The organism is Streptomyces sp. NPDC058284 (genome assembly GCF_042881135.1).
Lineage (GTDB): Bacteria > Actinomycetota > Actinomycetes > Streptomycetales > Streptomycetaceae > Streptomyces.
This window is the reverse complement of record NZ_JBHVYE010000007.1, coordinates 86220-102743: the sequence shown is the minus strand read 5'-3', so window position 1 is coordinate 102743 and position 16524 is coordinate 86220. Positions and strand designations below refer to the sequence as shown.

Annotated in this window: 16 protein-coding genes and 1 pseudogene; 11 read left to right on the top strand and 6 right to left on the bottom strand. The window is 72.5% G+C overall.

Features of this window, described 5'->3' with window-relative positions; translation table 11 throughout:
- Positions 1–56: 56 nt before the first annotated feature.
- The 8 genes from ACFVYR_RS12665 to ACFVYR_RS12630 all read left to right on the top strand — a co-directional run bounded on the left by ACFVYR_RS12665 (position 57) and on the right by ACFVYR_RS12630 (position 6955).
- Positions 57–1799, top strand: a complete 1743-nt coding sequence (locus ACFVYR_RS12665; protein ID WP_384256750.1) for an MFS transporter — start codon at positions 57–59, stop codon at positions 1797–1799.
- A gap of 158 nt (positions 1800–1957) precedes the next feature.
- Positions 1958–2632 carry a class I SAM-dependent methyltransferase gene (locus ACFVYR_RS12660; RefSeq protein WP_384256752.1) on the top strand — a complete coding sequence of 225 codons (675 nt, stop codon included), beginning with the start codon at positions 1958–1960 and terminating at the stop codon, positions 2630–2632.
- A 100-nt stretch (positions 2633–2732) separates the two neighbouring features.
- Complete coding sequence (locus tag ACFVYR_RS12655) at positions 2733–3785, top strand: N-acetylmuramoyl-L-alanine amidase (protein ID WP_384256754.1); 1053 nt, start codon at positions 2733–2735, stop codon at positions 3783–3785.
- A gap of 133 nt (positions 3786–3918) precedes the next feature.
- Positions 3919–4053, top strand: a complete 135-nt coding sequence (locus ACFVYR_RS12650; RefSeq protein WP_384256757.1) for a hypothetical protein — start codon at positions 3919–3921, stop codon at positions 4051–4053.
- Positions 4054–4126: 73 nt separating this feature from the next.
- Positions 4127–4546: a hypothetical protein gene (locus tag ACFVYR_RS12645; RefSeq protein ID WP_384256759.1), complete on the top strand. Its 420-nt coding sequence runs from the start codon at positions 4127–4129 to the stop codon at positions 4544–4546.
- On the top strand, positions 4543–4782 hold the full coding sequence (locus tag ACFVYR_RS12640; protein WP_384256761.1) for a hypothetical protein: 240 nt from the start codon (positions 4543–4545) through the stop codon (positions 4780–4782). The genes ACFVYR_RS12645 and ACFVYR_RS12640 overlap by 4 nt, the downstream gene beginning before the upstream one ends.
- 205 nt (positions 4783–4987) lie before the next feature.
- The gene (locus tag ACFVYR_RS12635) at positions 4988–5851 is read left to right on the top strand and encodes a hypothetical protein (protein WP_384256763.1); all 864 of its coding nucleotides are present in this window, start codon (positions 4988–4990) and stop codon (positions 5849–5851) included.
- Between the two features lie 93 nt (positions 5852–5944).
- The gene (locus ACFVYR_RS12630; RefSeq protein WP_384256766.1) at positions 5945–6955 is read left to right on the top strand and encodes an LLM class F420-dependent oxidoreductase; all 1011 of its coding nucleotides are present in this window, start codon (positions 5945–5947) and stop codon (positions 6953–6955) included.
- A 7-nt stretch (positions 6956–6962) separates the two neighbouring features.
- Here ACFVYR_RS12630 and ACFVYR_RS12625 read toward each other — a convergent pair whose 3' ends face one another.
- Positions 6963–7514 carry a hypothetical protein gene (locus tag ACFVYR_RS12625; RefSeq protein WP_384256769.1) on the bottom strand — a complete coding sequence of 184 codons (552 nt, stop codon included), beginning with the start codon at positions 7512–7514 and terminating at the stop codon, positions 6963–6965.
- 139 nt (positions 7515–7653) lie between these two features.
- Between ACFVYR_RS12625 and ACFVYR_RS12620 the strand changes: the two genes are divergently transcribed.
- The gene (locus ACFVYR_RS12620) at positions 7654–7947 is read left to right on the top strand and encodes a hypothetical protein (RefSeq protein ID WP_384256771.1); all 294 of its coding nucleotides are present in this window, start codon (positions 7654–7656) and stop codon (positions 7945–7947) included.
- On the opposite strand, the gene ACFVYR_RS12615 is transcribed toward ACFVYR_RS12620, so the two are convergent.
- The 3 genes from ACFVYR_RS12615 to ACFVYR_RS12605 are packed head-to-tail and all read right to left on the bottom strand — an operon-like array spanning position 7941 to position 11196.
- On the bottom strand, positions 7941–9023 hold the full coding sequence (locus tag ACFVYR_RS12615; protein ID WP_384256773.1) for a prenyltransferase: 1083 nt from the start codon (positions 9021–9023) through the stop codon (positions 7941–7943). The genes ACFVYR_RS12620 and ACFVYR_RS12615 overlap by 7 nt on opposite strands.
- Positions 9020–9772, bottom strand: coding sequence for a methyltransferase domain-containing protein (locus ACFVYR_RS12610; protein WP_384256775.1), 753 nt, complete (start codon positions 9770–9772; stop codon positions 9020–9022). Before ACFVYR_RS12610 ends, ACFVYR_RS12615 begins: the two co-directional genes overlap by 4 nt.
- Positions 9766–11196 (bottom strand): glycosyltransferase family 4 protein, encoded by a 1431-nt coding sequence (locus tag ACFVYR_RS12605; protein ID WP_384256777.1) that lies wholly within the window; start codon positions 11194–11196, stop codon positions 9766–9768. The genes ACFVYR_RS12610 and ACFVYR_RS12605 overlap by 7 nt, the downstream gene beginning before the upstream one ends.
- 237 nt (positions 11197–11433) lie before the next feature.
- Between ACFVYR_RS12605 and ACFVYR_RS12600 the strand changes: the two genes are divergently transcribed.
- Together ACFVYR_RS12600 and ACFVYR_RS12595 are read left to right on the top strand one after the other, a co-directional pair.
- Positions 11434–12075, top strand: coding sequence for a TetR family transcriptional regulator (locus ACFVYR_RS12600; RefSeq protein ID WP_384256780.1), 642 nt, complete (start codon positions 11434–11436; stop codon positions 12073–12075).
- A gap of 192 nt (positions 12076–12267) precedes the next feature.
- A complete protein-coding gene (locus tag ACFVYR_RS12595; protein ID WP_389611801.1) occupies positions 12268–12876 on the top strand; it encodes a LuxR C-terminal-related transcriptional regulator in 609 nt (202 codons plus the stop codon).
- 243 nt (positions 12877–13119) lie between these two features.
- Here the strand turns inward: ACFVYR_RS12595 and ACFVYR_RS12590 are convergent.
- Together ACFVYR_RS12590 and ACFVYR_RS12585 are read right to left on the bottom strand one after the other, a co-directional pair.
- Positions 13120–14031, bottom strand: a pseudogene (locus ACFVYR_RS12590) (ATP-binding cassette domain-containing protein); the annotation flags it as partial.
- 662 nt (positions 14032–14693) lie between these two features.
- Positions 14694–16421, bottom strand: a complete 1728-nt coding sequence (locus tag ACFVYR_RS12585; RefSeq protein ID WP_384256785.1) for an ABC transporter ATP-binding protein — start codon at positions 16419–16421, stop codon at positions 14694–14696.
- Positions 16422–16524 lie beyond the last annotated feature (103 nt).

Here is a 16524-nt window from a genome sequence, read left to right as displayed (position 1 = left end):
GTACGCATCCACGTACAGCCAAGCCACGTCCTCTTCCGCCCCGGAGGCCCCCAGCAATGTCGATGTCGACGGCCCATCCACGCGGCATACGCGGAGTCGTCCCCGTACTCGCCTTCTCCGGCATCGTCGTCGCGGTGATGCAGACCCTGCTCGTGCCGGTCATCAAGGACCTACCGGAGCTGCTGCACACCTCGCCGTCGAACGCCACCTGGGTCATGACGTCGACCCTGCTCGCGGGCGCCGTCTCCACGCCGATCATGGGCCGCCTCGGCGATCTCTACGGCAAGCGGAAGATGCTGCTCTCCAGCCTCGCCGTGATGGTGGTCGGCTCGCTCATCTGCGGTTTCACCGACGATCTGATCGTGATGATCGTCGGCCGCGCGCTCCAGGGCTTCGCCATGGGCGCCATCCCGCTCGGCATCGGCCTGATGCGCGACGAGCTGCCCCGCGAGAAGCTCGGCTCGGCGATGGCCCTGATGAGCTCCTCCATCGGCGTCGGCGGCGGCCTCGCGCTGCCGGTCGCCTCGCTGGTCGCGCAGAACGCCGACTGGCACGCGCTGTTCTTCGGAGCGGCGGGCCTCGGCGTCCTCTCGATCCTGCTGACCCTCGTCTTCGTACCGGAGAGCCCGGCCCGCGCCGAGGGCACCTTCGACGTGCTCGGAGCGCTCGGCCTCTCCACCGGTCTCGTCCTCTTCCTGCTGCCGATCACCAAGGGCAGCGACTGGGGCTGGGGCTCGACCACCACGCTCGGCCTGTTCGCCGCCGCGGCCGTCGTCCTCGTCCTGTGGGGCGTGATGGAGCTGCGCGTCAAGGCCCCGCTGGTGGACCTGCGCACCACCGCCCGCCGCTCGGTGCTCTTCACCAACCTCGCCTCGATCATGGTCGGCGTCGCCTTCTACGCCGTCTCACTGGTCCTGCCCCAGCTGCTCCAGCTGCCCACCGCCACCGGCTACGGCCTCGGCCAGTCCATGGTCGTCGCGGGCCTGTGCGTGATGCCCCTCGGCCTGACGATGATGTTCACCGCGCCCGTCTACGCCCGCCTGTCGGCGAAGTACGGCCCGAAGGTGACCCTCATCCTCGGCATGCTGATCATCGCGATCGGCTACGTCGCCGGGCTCGGCCTGATGAGCGCCGCCTGGCAGACCATCGTCATCGCGGTGGTCCTCGGCGCGGGCATCGGCCTCGCCTACTCCTCGCTGCCCGCGCTCATCATCGGCTCCGTCGACCCGTCCGAGACGGGCGCGGCCAACGGCCTGAACACCCTGATGCGCTCGATCGGCACCTCGGTGTCCAGCGCCGTGATCGGCATGGTCCTCGCCAACACCGCGGACCACGTCGGGGGCGTCGCCGTACCGACCATGCACGGCTTCCGCGTCTCGTTCATGATCGCCGGGGGCGCGGTCCTCGTCGGCCTGCTCTTCGCCCTCCTGCTGCCCTCCGCCCGCCGCTCCGTCACCACGCAGCTGCGCGCGAGCAGCGAGGAGGACGCCAACCTCGAACGCGCGGCCAAGGTGCTCGCGGGCTTCCACGGCCGGGTGCACGGCGCGGACGGCGCCCCGGTCGTGCGGGCCAAGGTCACGCTGATCGACCCCCGTGGCAAGCAGGCGGGCGCGGCCCTCACCGACGAGGAGGGCCGCTACGCCCTCGACGTCCCGGCCGGCGGTTCCTACGTCCTCGCGGCCACCGCGGCCGGCCACGCGCCGCACGCCTCGGCGGCGGCGTACCACGGGGACGACCGGCCGGTCCGGGTCGACCTGGCGCTGTCGGCGGCGGCCGACGAGAGCGACGTACCGGCCTGAGCCGCCCGGCCGGCCCGTACCCCCGGAACGTACTCCCGGCCCGTACCGCCGCATCCGCCCCCGCACACCCCCGTCACCCGGGTGGCGGGGGCGCCGTGCATCATGGCGCCCGTACGCACCAACGGCACCCGCCCACCACCTGGAGGAAGCCCGTGGCCATGGCCGCCGAGCCCGAGCCCAAGCCCGCGCCCGAGCCCAAGCCGGAGGTCCTCGCCGCCTTCGAGGCCGCCAAGGGCTTCATGCCGCGCGGCGAGGGGCTCGCGCTGTACGCCGCCGCCGCGCAGGCCGCCGCGCTCGGCCTGCCGCTCCTGGAGGTCGGCACGTACTGCGGGCGCTCCACCATCCTGCTGGCCGACGCGGCGCGGCAGGCCGGGGTGAGCGCGATCACCGTGGACCACCACAGGGGCAGCGAGGAGCAGCAGCCCGGCTGGGAGTACCACGACCCGGAGACGGTGGACCCCGAGGTCGGCCGGATGGATACGCTGCCCACCTTCCGGCGCACGCTGCACAGGGCGGACCTGGAGGACCACGTGATCGCGATCGTGGGCCGTTCGCCGCAGGTGGCGAAGGCCTGGGGCGGTCCGCTCGGCCTGGTCTTCATCGACGGCGGCCACACGGACGAGCACGCCACGGCCGACTACGAGGGGTGGGCGCCGCACGTCGCCGAGGGCGGCCTGCTCGTCATCCACGACGTCTTCCCCGACCCGGTCGACATCATGACCGGGCAGGCGCCGTACCGCGTCTACCTCAGGGCCCTGGAGTCCGGCGCGTTCACCGAGGTCTCGGTGACGGACTCGCTGCGCGTGCTGCGGCGGACGGGCACGGGAATCTGACCTCGCGGGCGGCGATGGCTCACCCCTGAGGTCACCCCTGAGGCTGCCCGAGGCGCTCCAACGCGAGCGGGGAACGGGCCGCGCGGATAGGCTCGCCCTCGTGTCGTACGTAGGTCCGGAATTCGATCCCTCCCAACCGCCCAGGCGCCGCTTCGGCCGTCCGCTGACGGTGACCGTCGCCGCGCTGGTGCCGGCCTGCCTGGCGGGCTGGCTCGTGTACCAGGCGACGAGCGGGCCCGACGGTAACGAGCCCGCGAGATCACTGCAGGCCTCGTCGACCGGGCCTGCGGGCCAGGACGCGTCGTCCGGATCCGCGCCGTCCTCCCCTTCGGGAACGGGTAAGCCCGACAAGGACGGCAATGAGCACAAGGGCGACAAGGGCGACGAGAAGAACAAGGACGGCAAGGGCAGGAACGGCGACGGCAACGATTCGACTACGAAGCCGTCCCCGCACGCCCCCGCCCCCGCCCCCAACGGCCCCCTCAAGGGCAAGGTCGTCGTGGTCGACCCCGGCCACAACCCGGGCAACTTCCGGCACACGGCGGACATCAACCGCCTCGTCGACATCGGCACGAACCGCAAGGAGTGCGACACGACGGGGACGTCCACCAACGGTGGTTACACCGAGGCCAAGTTCACCCTGGAGGTCGCCCGCCACCTGCGCACGCTGCTCGAAAAGCAGGGCGCCACGGTCAAGTTCACCCAGGACGGCGACCGCCCCTGGGGCCCCTGCGTCGACGAACGCGCCCGGATCGGCAACAAGGCGCACGCCGACGCGGTGGTCTCCATCCACGCGGACGGCTCCGCGGCGGGCAACCGCGGCTTCCACGTGATCATGCCCGCACAGGTGAAGTCCGGCGCCGCCGACACCACCGCGATCGTCGCCCCCTCCAAGGAGTTGGGCGAACGCATCGCGGGCAAGTTCGTCAGCGCGACGGGCAGCGCCCCCTCCAACTATGTCGGAGGCGGCACCGGCCTCGACGTCCGCAAGGACCTCGGCGGCCTCAATCTCTCCACGGTCCCCAAGGTCTTCATCGAGTGCGGCAACATGCGGGACGCGAAGGACGCGGCCCTGCTGACCAGTGGTGCGTGGCGCCAGAAGGCGGCGCAGGGCATCTCCGAGGGAATCGCGGGATTCCTGCGTCAGCGCTAACGCGTTCCACGGCGCCGGATGGCCCCACGGCTCAACCCTCTTCGCCATCGTCGAGGAGTACGCGACCGACGAGGGGTACCTCGACGCCCATGTCGCTGCCTGGGGCCTCGCTCACGAGGACGGCAGTTCCGAGGTGTCGTCCGTCGACGGCGGCTTCCGCATGTCGGCGCGGACTCCCGAGCGGGCCGCACTGCTGATCTCGCTGCGCCGAGGAAGCCCGGGCAGCGTGGTGTGGCCGAAGGGCGCGGGCCGCGGCGGGCCGCGTTGACCGGGTGCGCCCGTCGCGCCGGATCAGGTGGCCGTTCCTCCAACGGTGGTCACAGTCGTTCAGGTGGGGCGCAATGACCGCTCCCTCCTGTGCCCGCACCCGTCGCCCCCGTACGGTGAACTTCCCTCTGTCCACTCCCGTCACCATCCGCCGGAGGCCCGCGCTCATGGTCCACGAAGTCGACCCGAATGCCTGCGAGAGAACTCCAGAAGCGATGCGCGCGGCGCTCCAGCGGCGACCCGACTGGCTGCAAGGGTTCGAACAGGACTGGCTCAGCGCGGCAGCGGACTTCGACCACGGGGCGCTGGACGTCGCCCTCGACAAGTGGTTCCCCTTCGCCTGCGCCTGCGCCACTCCCGGCTACCTGGACGAGGTGGAGCACACCGCTAAACGCATGGCGGAAGGCGACACCGAAGGACTCGTCTTCCACGATGCGGAAGGCAACGCCTACGACGCCGACAACAATCCGGTCGACGCAGGGAGGCATGGATGAGCCTCTACTTGATCAGATACGCGGACCGGGCGGCGCAGCGCAAGGCGGGGTTGGCCGCGCCGCAACTCGCGGCGCTGGAAGACTTGGAGAAGCGGGTCATCCGCAACCCGTTCGGCCCTCCTGCGATGAGCAACCGGGACAACAGCTGGTCGGCCGCGTTCAAAGGGGGCTTCATCACCTACGTCGTGTCCAACCGGCACGTCGTCATCAATGTCATCGACTTGGTCGCGCTCTGAGCCGACGTGATTGCGTCACAGACAGGCAACTGGGAGATCTTCATCTCGTGAAGGTCTTTATGCGGAGCAGACACCCCACCCGCGCGGAGGATAGTGTCATCCGTACGATGAGGGGCCACCCCCGCGCTTCGCGCACCGCGACACGACCGCGACTACGGCGACAGCGACGCCTCCACTGACGAGACGACTGACGAAGGACCCTGAAGTGAATTTCCGCTCCCTCACTCGAGGCGACGGCGTGGTGATCGGAGCAGCGGTGTTGCTGTTCATCGCCTCGTTCCTCGACACCCTTGACATCGAAGGCGCTCCCAGTGACAAGCTGCCGAACGCCTGGGAAAACGGCAACCTGCTGCTGAGTGTGTACCTGCTCGGCATCATTGGTGCGGCACTCATCGTCGTCGGCCGCGCGCTGCCGCAGCAGCGCAAGGTCGCGGGCCTGGACCTCGGTCAGCTCGGTGTGGCGTTCACCATCGCCGCCGCCTGGAGCTCCCTCGGTGCGATCTTCGACACCGACCAGTCCTACGGCTTCTTCTTCGACAGCTCGCTCGGCCGCGGAGGCTCCCCGGACGCCGGTGTCGGCCTCATCCTCGGCCTGATCGGCGCTCTGGTGCTCGCCGCCGGCGCCGTCGCCGGGCTGATCGTTCCCGCGCTGAAGGCTCCCCTCATGGGCGGCCCGAAGCCGATGGCCCCGCAGCCCTACGGCGGTCAGCCGCAGGGCGGCTACGGCTACCCGGGTGCCGGTGCGGGTCAGCCGCAGCCGGGCGCCCCGTACGGCGGTCAGCCGGGCCAGCCGCAGGGCCAGTCCTTCGGTGGCCAGTCGCAGCCGCAGGCCGGGCAGACGCCGCCGCCCGCGCAGGCGCAGCCCGCCGGTGACTTCTCGCCGTTCTGGTTCGCCGTGCCGGTGCCGCGTCCGCTGTACGCGGAGGACGGCTCGCCCACGCCGATCGCCGAACTGGCGCCCGGCACCTGGTACCTGGCCGTCGAGCAGCGCGGCTCCGGCCTGGTTGCCCAGACGCAGGACGGCCGTCGCGGCGTGCTGCAGGACACCACGGGGATCCAGCGCGGCTGACCCCACGCACAGCGGTACCGCGGCCCCTCGCCCTTCCGGGCGGGGGGCCGTTGTCGTACAGTCGCCCCTCGGTCTCGGCGACTGGGAGGGCGTATGCGGCTCGGGCTCGCACTCGGCTACTGGGGGCGCGGCCCCGACCCCGGGCACGTCGCCCTCGCCCAGGAGGCCGAGCGGCTCGGCTACGACTCCGTGTGGACCGCCGAGGCCTGGGGCTCCGACGCCTTCACTCCGCTGACCTGGATCGCATCGCAGACCTCGCGTATCAAACTGGGTACGGCCGTCGCGCAGATGGCGGCCCGCTCCCCCGTTACCACCGCCATGCACGCCCTCACCCTCGACCACCTCTCCGGCGGGCGGCTGATGCTCGGACTCGGGCTGTCCGGGCCGCAGGTGGTCGAGGGGTGGTACGGCAGGCCCTTCCCGAGGTCGCCGCTGACCGCGACGCGCGAGTACGTCGACGTCATCCGTCAGGTCCTGCGGCGCGAGGGGCCGGTGGAGCTGGCGGGACGGTTCCACTCCCACCCGTACACCGGCGAGGACGGCACCGGACTCGGCAAGGCCCTCAAGCCGATCACCCATCCTCTCCGCGCCGACCTGCCCGTCCTGCTCGGCGCCGAGGGCCCCAAGAACATCGCGCAGACGACGCGCATCGCGGACGGCTGGCTGCCGCTGTACTGGTCGCCGCTGCGGACGGACGTGTACGAGGCGTCGCTGACCGGCCTGCGGGAGGGCTTCACCATCGCCCCGATGGCCCGCGCGAAGGTGTGCGACGACGTCGCGGAGGGCCTGCTCCCCGTCAAGGCCATGCTCGGCTTCTACATCGGCGGAATGGGTCACTCCGCCCGCAACTTCCACGCCGACCTGATGGCCCGCATGGGGTATGAGGCCGAGGCCCGGCGCATCCAGGAGCTCTTCCTCGCGGGGCGCAGACAGGAGGCGGTCCGTGCCGTGCCCGACGCCTTCGCCGACGAGATCTCCCTGGTCGGCCCGCGCGCCCGCATCGCGGAACGGCTTGAGCTGTGGCGCGAGGGGCCGGTCACGGACCTGCTCGTACTCGCGCCGGACCCGCACACCCTGCGGGTCCTGGCCGAGCTGAACTCCTAGGAACGCGTCAGCCCTTGCTGAGTTCGCCCGCCGACGGCACCTTGTCCTTGACGTCCGCGCCCGCGCTGCTGCCCGCGCCCTTGACGTCCTTGATGATGTCGTCGAAGGAGTTCACCACCGAGTCCGTCCCCTCGCCCTTGCGGAGCTTGGACGGCAGGTCCTTCAGGGCGTCGATGCCGGACGTCAGCGGGGCCACCGCCTTGGAGAGGGTGGGATCGCCCTTCGCGTTCTTCGTCGCGGCCTTCAGCCTGTTGTACGTGAACGCGCCCGCGAGGCCCGCCTTGACCAGGGCGAACTTCCGGCCGTTCGCGCCCTTCTTGAACTTGCCCGCGCGGTACGGCTTCACGATCCACTGGTAGGTCGCCCCCGCGGCGAGCCCCGCGTTGGCCACGAAGCGGGTCTTGGCGAACTTCTGCTTCTCGGCGCTGCTGCTGGTGGACGGCGCGGACGCGGTGGCGGTGTCCTCGCCGCTGCCGCCGCAGGCCGTCGCACCGGCCAGCAGGGTGCAGCAGAGCGTGAGGGAAACTCCGGCACGGTGGACGGTTACGGTGCTGGGCACGGCGGGGCCTCCAGGCGTGGGCTGAGCGGCGCGCGGGAGCGCGCGGACCTGCTCGCACCCTCACCCGGCCCGCCGTGCCCCGCCACCGGGGTGGACCCGAACGGGTTTCGAACGGCGGCTTCCCCGGTACCCGGCCTCCATGTCTCCCACACGGCACTCCCACGGCAGCACCGCGGGACGGGTCATAGCACTCGTCGCCGACATCATGGCCGCGATACTCGGCCTGTGGATCCTGATGTACCTGCTGGACGCGAACCGGGCCAACGACCTCGTCCAGTTCATCCACGACGCGGCCCGCTGGCTGGCCGGCTGGTCCCACGACCTGTTCACCTTCGACGAGGACTGGGCCAGGGTCGTCGCGGGCTACGGCCTGGCGGCCGTCGTCTACCTCCTGGTCGGCCACGCCCTCGCCGGACGCCTGCGCCGCTACTGAACCGCGGCGCAGCAGTCCGGGTCGAGGCCCCGCGGCAGCCGGTCGCCGGAGAAGACGGCGCAGGTCGCCTCGTCGCCGCCGAGCGCCGCCACGGCGAGAAGCAGTGAACCCGCCGTCCAGGTGGTGAGTTCCTCGGGCCACAGCGCCTTGTCGTCGAAGACGTAGCCCGTCCAGTACAGGCCCGACTCGGCGTCGCGCAGGTGCTGGATGGACTGGAGGATCTCCAGGGCGCGGTCCGACTCGCCCGTCATCCACAGAGCGAGAGCGAGTTCGGCGCTCTCGCCGCCGGTGACCCAGGGGTTCGGGACCACGCAGCGCACCCCGAGGCCGGGGACGACGAAGCGGTCCCAGCCCTCCTCTATGCGGGACTTGGCCTCCGCGCCGGTCAGCGCGCCGCCGAGGACCGGGTAGTACCAGTCCATCGAGTAGCGGTCCTTGTCGAGGAAGCGCTCGGGGTGGCGGCGGATCGCGTGCGCGAGGGCGCCGGCCGCCAACTCCCAGTCGGGCTGGGCCTCGTCGCGCTGCTCGGCGATGGCGAGGGCGCAGCGCAGCGCCTGGTGGATGGAGGAGGAGCCGGTCAGGAGCGCGTCGGTGACGGGCGTGCCGTCGGCCTCCCGCTTCCAGCCGATCTGCCCGCCGGGCTGCTGCAGCGCGAGGACGAACTCGACGGCGCCGACGACGGCGGGCCACATGCGGTCAAGGAACCCCTCGTCGCCGGTCGAGAGGTAGTGGTGCCAGACGCCGACGGCGAGGTAGGCGCAGAAGTTGGTCTCACGGCCGCGGTCGGTGACGTGGTCCGGGTCGCCGTCCGCGTACGCCGCGTACCAGGAGCCGTCCGGGTTCTGGTGGCGCGCGAGCCAGTCGTAGGCGCGCTCGGCGGCCGCGTGCTCGCCCGCAGCGTCGAGCGCCATCGCGGCCTCGGTGTGGTCCCACGGGTCGAGGTGGTGGCCGCGGAACCACGGGATGGCGCCGTCCTCGCGCTGCACGGCGAGGATGCCGCGCACCGTCGCGGCGGCCTGATCGGCCGTCAGGACGCCGGGCAGGATGAGGTGTTCGGTCCGCTCGGGGCTCGTCACTTGGCGTCCGCCGCGGCGTCGGCCGAGGCCTTCGGCAGGTGCGGCTTGGTGGCGTAGGCGACGAAGCTCTTGCCGACCACGGGGTTGAGCAGCTGCTCGGCCACGCGCGTCGCGAGGGGCTTCTTCATGATGTCCCAGACCAGGAGCTTGTGGTACGCGCGGACGGGCAGCGCCTTGTCGTTGTCGACGCCGAACGCGCACTTGAGCCACCAGTACGGCGAGTGCAGGGCGTGCGCGTGGTGCGTGCCGTACGGCTTGAGTCCGGCTTCCCTCATCCGTCCGAGCAGCTCGTCCGCCTTGTAGATGCGGATGTGGCCGCCCTCGACCTCGTGGTAGGCGTCGGAGAGGGCCCAGCAGACCTTCTCGGGGCCGTAGCGCGGGACGGTGACGGCGATGCGGCCGCCGGGCTTGAGGACGCGCACCATCTCCGCGAGGACGCCCTTGTCGTCGGGGATGTGCTCCATGACCTCGGAGATGATCACGACGTCGAAGGAGGCGTCGGGGAAGGGGAGGTTGAGGGCGTCACCCTCCATGGCCGTGGCGGTCGCGCCCACCGGGGCCTCGCCCGCCTCCTTCATCGCGGCGAACCACTTGGCGACCTCGCTGATTTCCTCGGCGTTCCGGTCGAGGGCCACCACCTGGGCGCCGCGCCGGTAGCACTCGAAGGCGTGCCGGCCCGCGCCGCAGCCCAGGTCGAGCACGCGATCGCCGGCGGCGAGCGGGAAGCGGGTGAAGTCGACGGTCAGCACGTGGCCCTGCTTTCGGGGTGAGGTCCTGCAACTTCGGGGGCGGCCGTGGCCGTGGCTGCGGTCGCGGTCGCCGGGACGGCGTGGCCGCGGGCGACCGCGCGGGCGGCGCCCTGTCCGGCGGAGCGGTCGATCGCCGCGCGGTAGAGCTCGGCGGTGCCCTGGGCGGCGCGGGCCCAGGTGAACTTGGCGAGGACGCGCGCGCGGCCCGCCGCGCCGAGCCTGGCCCGCAGCCCGGCGTCGCCGAGGAGCCGGTTCAGGCCGATGGCCAGCGCCCCCGCGTCGCCCGGCGGCACCGCGAGGCAGGTCTCGCCGTCGGGCCCCGCGACCTCCGGGATCGCGCCGCCGGTGGTGGCGAGGAGCGGTGTGCCGGTCGCCATCGCCTCGGCCGCGGGCAGCGAGAACCCCTCGTACAGCGAAGGGACGCAGGCGACCTGCGCCGAGCGGACGAGGTCGACGAGCTCGGCGTCGGTGATGCCCTTGACGAACTCGACGGCGCCCGCGAGGCCGTGCCGCTCGATGGCCTGGGCGACGGGTCCGTCCTCGGCGCGTTTGCCGACGACGACGAGGTGGGCGGCGGGGTTCTCGGTGCGCGCCTTGGCGAGCGCCTCGATGAGGAAGACCAGGCCCTTGAGCGGGACATCGGCGCTGGACGTCGTCACGATCCGGCCCGGCACCTCGGGGACCGACGGGTCGGGCGAGAAGAGGTCGGTGTCGGCGCCGATGTGGACGACGCTGATGCGGTCGTCCCGTACGCCGAGGTGGTCGACGATCTCCTGGCGCGAGCTGCCGGAGACGGTGAGGACGGACGGCAGGCGGCGGGCGACCCGCTTCTGCATGCGGGTGAACGCGTACCAGCGGCGGACGGACATGCGGCGCCTGAAGTCGGGCGCGGCGTCCAGCTCCAGTCGGCGGTCGACGGTGATGGGGTGGTGGATCGTGGTGACCAGGGGCGCGCCGAGGTCGCCGAGGAGGCCGTAGCCGAGGGTCTGGTTGTCGTGCACGACGTCGAACTCGCCGCGGCGGGCGCGCAGATGGCGCCGGGCGCGCAGGCTGAAGGTGACGGGCTCGGGGAAGCCGCCGGTCCACATCGTCGCCACTTCGAGGGCGTCGACCCAGTCGCGGTACTCGTCGCGCCTGGGGGTGCGGAAGGGGTCGGGCGAGCGGTAGAGGTCCAGGCTCGGCAGCTCGGTGAGCTTGAGGCCCGTCAGCTCCTCGCCCTCGTCGAGGACGGGGTAGGGCTGCGCGCCGATGACCTCGACGCTGTGGCCGAGCTTGGCCAGTTCGCGCGAGAGATGGCGTACGTAGACGCCCTGTCCCCCGCAGAACGGGTTCCCCTTGTACGTGAGGAGGGCGATGCGCAGCGGGCGCTCGCCGTCGCGGCCGGGGCCCTTGCGGGGGCCTGCCTCCATGGCCTCAGCGGTCACTCTCGGCCCCCTTCTTCCTGCGGTTCTCCGCGAGGTTACGCCGGGACGGTAATCTAGAACAAGTTTCAGACTTGATCGCCGAATGATCGCCGAATGAATGCCGAATGATCGCTGGACGAGCCTTGAATCTACCGGCAGGTAGGCGAGGTGTAAGGCCCGGATCAGGTGATTCGCGCCACGACGGGCTCCCTGCCATGCTGTGCGATCTCGGGAGGCGTTTTCCAAAGGGGCATCGACATGACAGCGGAAGCCAAGGCGGCGAACCCGGCGGCGCCGCCCCTCACCGAACGCCAGGAGGCGCGCCGCCGCCGCATCCTGCACGCGAGCGCCCAACTGGCCAGCAGGGGCGGCTTCGACGCGGTGCAGATGCGCGAGGTCGCCGAGGCGGCGGGCGTCGCCCTCGGCACCCTCTACCGCTACTTCCCCTCCAAGGTCCATCTGCTGGTCGCCACCATGCAGGACCAGCTGCAGCACATGCACACGACCATCAGGAAGCGCCCGCCGGCCGGTGAGTCACCCGCGGAGCGGGTCGCCGAGACGCTGATGCGGGCCTTTCGCGCGCTGCAGCGCGAACCGCATCTGGCGGACGCGATGGTGCGGGCCCTGACCTTCGCGGACCGCTCGGTGAGCCCCGAGGTCGACACGGTCTCGCGGCTGACGACGGCGATCATCCTGGACGCGATGGGCCTGGAGCGGACACCGACCGCGCAGCAGCTCTCCGCCGTCCGGGTCATCGAGCACACCTGGCACTCCGCGCTGATCACCTGGCTCTCCGGCCGCGCCTCGATCGCCCAGGTGAAAATCGACATCGAGACGGTGTGCCGGCTCATCGACCTGACGGCGGAGCCCGGACGCCGTGCGGCGGAGCCGAGGACGTAGTACGCCGGATCCCCCGGACGGCATCGCATCGTCCCGCCGTCTGCCGCACAGGGGGCGCACAGTCGTATGGCAAATGCGCCCCCTAACTCCCCCTTGGCCAGTTCTCTGCGTCACGAAGGGGGTACTCACCGCTATGAATGATCCTGCGTGCTTGAACGAAGCAACCGGAGCGGGGAGCTGGAGGGGCAGAGCGTGATCCGGGTCCTTCTCGTGCACGACGCCTGTCTACTGCGAATGGCTCTGGCGGAACAACTCGCCCGTGAGCCGGATCTGGAGGTGTTCCACGCGCCGTGGTCACAAGCGCGCGGCCGTCAACGCAGTGTGAGGCCGGACTTGTGCGTGGTCGACCTCGACGACGAGGCGGCCTGCGCGATCATCCCGCTCGGCGAACTGACCGGGCCCTCGGCACTGGGGAGGGGGTGCCGAGTACTGGTGCTCGCCACCGCCAACCGCCCCGGCCAGTTGCGGCGGGCGGCGGAGGCGGACGCACTGGGCTATGTGAACAAGGCGAGCCCGCCGGAACGGCTGCTCGCCGGGATCAGACAGGTGGCGGCCGGCCAGCGGTTCGTCGACGAATCACTGGGTTTCGGCTTTCTCAAGGCGGCTCAGATGCCGCTCACCCGAAGGGAGTTGAGCGTTCTGTCACTCGCCGCCGGGGGCGCGTCGGTCGCCGAGATCGCCAGCAGCCTCCATCTGTCCAACGGAACGGTGCGCAACTACATGGCCGCGATCACCCGCAAGACCGGGGCGCGGAACAGGATCGACGCCATACGGATCTCGCAGGGCGAGGGGTGGGTGTGAGGTGGCGCTCCGCCCCCTCCAGTCGCCGGCGCCATTGAGGTCCCGGTAGAGAGGCGAACGCTCCATCAGCTCGTCGTGCCGCCCGCACAGGGCGTGCGCTCCGTCCATCACCAGGACGCGGTCGGCACGGCGGGCCGAGCTGATGCGGTGGGCTATCACCACCAGAGTGCCGCCCGGGCGGGCCGCGAAGGCCCGCTCGGCGCGCGACTCCGCGACCGGGTCGAGATGACAGGTCGCCTCGTCGAGGACCGCCAGCGGGGCGGCCGACAGGTAGGCGCGGGTCAGCGCTATCAACTGCCGCTCACCTGCCGACAGTTCAGCGGGTACGAGTTCGGCGTCGAGGCCCCCGAGCCGCTCGGCGAGCGGGGCCAGGCCGACGGCTTCCACGGCGGTGAACATCTCCGCCTCGGGGACCTGGTCCGCCCGCAGGTAGCACAGGTTGTCGCGGAGCGTGCCGGTGAAGACGTACGCCTCTTGAGGGATGAGCACACTCCGCGCCACGGCGCCCGCGCCGCGCACCGGGCGCCCGTCGACACGGACGTCTCCCGCGTCCGGCACGAGGAGCCCGGCGACAATTCCGGCCAGTGTCGACTTCCCGATACCGCTGGGTCCGACGACGGCGAGGTGCTCGCCCGGGGCGAGGGTGAGCCCCAGATCGCGCAGGACGGGTTCGGCGTGCGGGCCGTAGGCGAAGGTGAGGGAGGAGAGGTGGAGGGCGGGGGTGGGCGTGGGGGCGGGGGCGGGAGCAGGTGCGGGTACGGGGGCAGGAGCGGAGGCGGGGGCAGGAGCGGAGGCGGATTCGGCAGGGGAGAGGCCGGTGCCGCTCCCGGTCTCCTCCCCCGGCCCCCCGGTCGCTTCCGGCGCGTCCCACGTCAGGCGGCGCAGCACGATCGCCAGGCGGGAGCCGCTCGCGCCCAGGCCGTTGACCAGGTTGTGCAGGGCGGGAAGCAGCGCCTGGGTGACGTAGGCGAGGGCGCCGACCAGGGCGCCCGGCGTCACTCCGCGGTCCAGGAGCCAGGGGGCCGCGGCGAGGAGCAGGACGAGCGGGAGCTGGCCGCCGACGGCGAGGGACGCCGTGCGCAGGATGCCCCAGCGGGCCAGCGCGCCGGCCGTCGCGTACTCGCGGGCGACGCCCCGGTCCAGGTCCTCGGCCATGTCCTGTTCGGCGCCGGCCGCCGCGACGTCCCGCAGCCCCGGGCAGACGACGCCCAGTTGGCCCGCGAGCTGCTCGTCCGCGACCAGGAACTCCTCCTGCCGCCGGGCCAGCGGGCGCAGCGTCGCCACGAACAGGGCGATCCCGGCGAGGAGCGGCGGCAGCACCACCACGAGGAGGAGCGGGTCGAGCGAGAAGAGGCCGACCAGCGCGCCTGCCGCCGTGAAGACGAACGAGCGGGAGACCATCACCAGGCCCGCGAAGGTGTCCCTGGCGATCTCCACCTGCTGGGTGAGCCGGGACACGGCGGCGCCGTCCGCCTCCCGCAGGCCACGGCCGACGACCTGCCGCACCAGTGTGTCCCGCAGGGGCTCCACCAGGTCGGCGACCGCCCGGTAGACCTGCCCGGTGCCGTACGCGGCGATCACCACGCCGAGCGCGGCGGCGCCCAGCCAGCCGAGGCCGACCGCCTCGTGCCCGTCGAGGAAGCCGTCGTCCAGGGCGTGCGCGAGGGCGTACCCGGTGAGGAAGGTCTGGCCGGTTTCGAGGACGGACCAGACGGCGAGCCGCAGCACCACCGGCCACCTGCGCCACAGGAACCGGAGACCGCGACGGTACGGGCCCCGCCCCGAGGGACGGTACGGGCCTCGCCCGGAGGTCTGCCTCACGCGCCGAACACCTCCCGGTACTCCGGGCGTTCCCACAGTTCCGCATGGGTGCCCACCGCCCGGATCCGGCCCTCGTGCAGCCAGGCCACCGCGTCCGCGCGGGCCGCCGTCGCCGCGCGGTGGGCGATGATCAGGCGGCTGCGGTGCGGGGTGTGGCGGAGCAGGGCCTCGGCGATGTGGTGCTCGGTCACCGTGTCCAGGCTCGACATCGCGTCGTCGAGGATCAGGAGCCGCCCGCCGCGCGCGAACGCCCGTGCCAGGCCGAGGCGTTGGGCCTCGCCGCCGGAGAGGGGCGCGTCGGCGCAGCGGGTGTCGTAGCCGTCGGGGAGCCGGGTGACGAAGGTGTCGGCGCGGGCGGCGCGGGCGGCGTCGCGGATGCGGTCGGGTGCCGGGCGCGGGGCGCCGAAGCCGATCGTGTCCCGCAGGGTCTCGCCGAGCAGCGCGGGCCGCTCGAAGGCGTACCCGATCTCGCGGCGCAGCTCCTCGCGGCCGAGCGAGTGCAGCGGGACGCCGTCGAGGCGTACGACTCCCTCGTCGGGGTCGGCGAGGCGCCCCGCGAGGGAGGCGAGCAGTGATTTGCCCGCGCCGGAGCGGCCCACGACGGCGACCGTGCCGCCCGCGGGCACGGTCAGGTCGACGCCGTCGAGCACGGCGCGCCCGCCGCGTGTCGCCCTGACGCCGCGCAGTTCGAGGAGGCCTCCCCCGGCGGGCAGTCGCTCGTGGCCGTAGGCGGTCCCGGGCTCGGCGAGGACCTCGCTCAGGCGGCGGGCGGCGGCCCTCGCGCGGACCAGGGCGCCGAGCTGTCCGACGAGCATGCCGACGCCGGTGGCGAGCACCGCGTACCGGGAGGCGGCGAGGAGGTCGCCGACGCTGATGCGGTGGTGGAGCACCAGGTGGCCCGCCACCGCGGCGACCGCGATCTGCAGGAGCGGGGCGACGGCGACGGCCTGCGCCTGGGAGCGGCCCTGGACCCGCCACATCCGGTGGCCGTGGCGGCTGAGGTCGGGCAGTGGCCGCAGGACGCGCGCCGCCTCCTTGTCCTCGGTGTGCGCCGCCGCGATGGTCCGCGCCCCGCCGATGGCCTCGCCGAGCCGTCCCGCGATGTCCCCCTGGACCTGCTGGTAGCGGGCCACGCAGTCGGAGGAGACCCGTACGAACGCCCGGAGCAGCAGGAAGAGGACGGGTGCTCCGACGACGAAGACGACGGCGAGCAGGCCGTCGACGAGGGCGAGGGCGATCACCGCGCCGACGGGGGTGACCAGGGCGGCGAGGACGGCGGCAAGGGTGGCGGGCGCGACGCCCGCGTGCGCCGCGTTGTCGATGAGGCGGGCCACCAGGTCGCCGGGGGCGAAGCGCGCGGTGGTGCGGGGTCCGACGGCGAGCACGTGGCGTACGACGCGCCCGCGCAGCCAGGCGGTGGTGCGGGCGTTGGTGGTGCCGGTGAGGGCGCCTTCGACGGCGTCGAGGAGGGCGCTCGCGCCGACCAGGGCCGCGCACAGGAGGACCCAGCGGGTGGCGTCGGGGTCGTCACGGCCGCTCAGGTGGCCGGTCAGGACCGCGTCGAGGGCGTGGCCGATCGCGAACGGCAGGCCCAGGGTCGCGGCCGAGCCCGCGACGGCGCACAGGGCGAGGATCGCGCAGCGGGCCGTGCTGTAGCGGGTCGCCGAGGCCAACAGGCGCGTGTCGGCGTCCGGTTGTCGTGGGCGGGGGGTCGTCGTCGCCATGCGGTGCGGGTCTCCGTCGCCTCGTCGGGGCCCGGGCCTCGCGGCCCTGGGCCGGGTCCGCAAAGTCACGCCTGCCCGGCGGTGGTGGCACTGAGGGCCCGGA

What these genes read in the sequence shown, in the direction of transcription:
- ACFVYR_RS12665 (WP_384256750.1), top strand. Translation starts at nt 57, where the DNA reads ATGTCGATGTCGACGGCCCATCCACGCGGCATACGCGGAGTCGTCCCC.
- ACFVYR_RS12630 (WP_384256766.1), top strand. Translation starts at nt 5,945, where the DNA reads ATGCGGCTCGGGCTCGCACTCGGCTACTGGGGGCGCGGCCCCGACCCC.
- ACFVYR_RS12660 (WP_384256752.1), top strand. Translation starts at nt 1,958, where the DNA reads ATGGCCGCCGAGCCCGAGCCCAAGCCCGCGCCCGAGCCCAAGCCGGAG.
- ACFVYR_RS12640 (WP_384256761.1), top strand. Translation starts at nt 4,543, where the DNA reads ATGAGCCTCTACTTGATCAGATACGCGGACCGGGCGGCGCAGCGCAAG.
- ACFVYR_RS12645 (WP_384256759.1), top strand. Translation starts at nt 4,127, where the DNA reads ATGACCGCTCCCTCCTGTGCCCGCACCCGTCGCCCCCGTACGGTGAAC.
- ACFVYR_RS12585 (WP_384256785.1), bottom strand. Translation starts at nt 16,421, where the DNA reads ATGGCGACGACGACCCCCCGCCCACGACAACCGGACGCCGACACGCGC.
- ACFVYR_RS12620 (WP_384256771.1), top strand. Translation starts at nt 7,654, where the DNA reads ATGTCTCCCACACGGCACTCCCACGGCAGCACCGCGGGACGGGTCATA.
- ACFVYR_RS12600 (WP_384256780.1), top strand. Translation starts at nt 11,434, where the DNA reads ATGACAGCGGAAGCCAAGGCGGCGAACCCGGCGGCGCCGCCCCTCACC.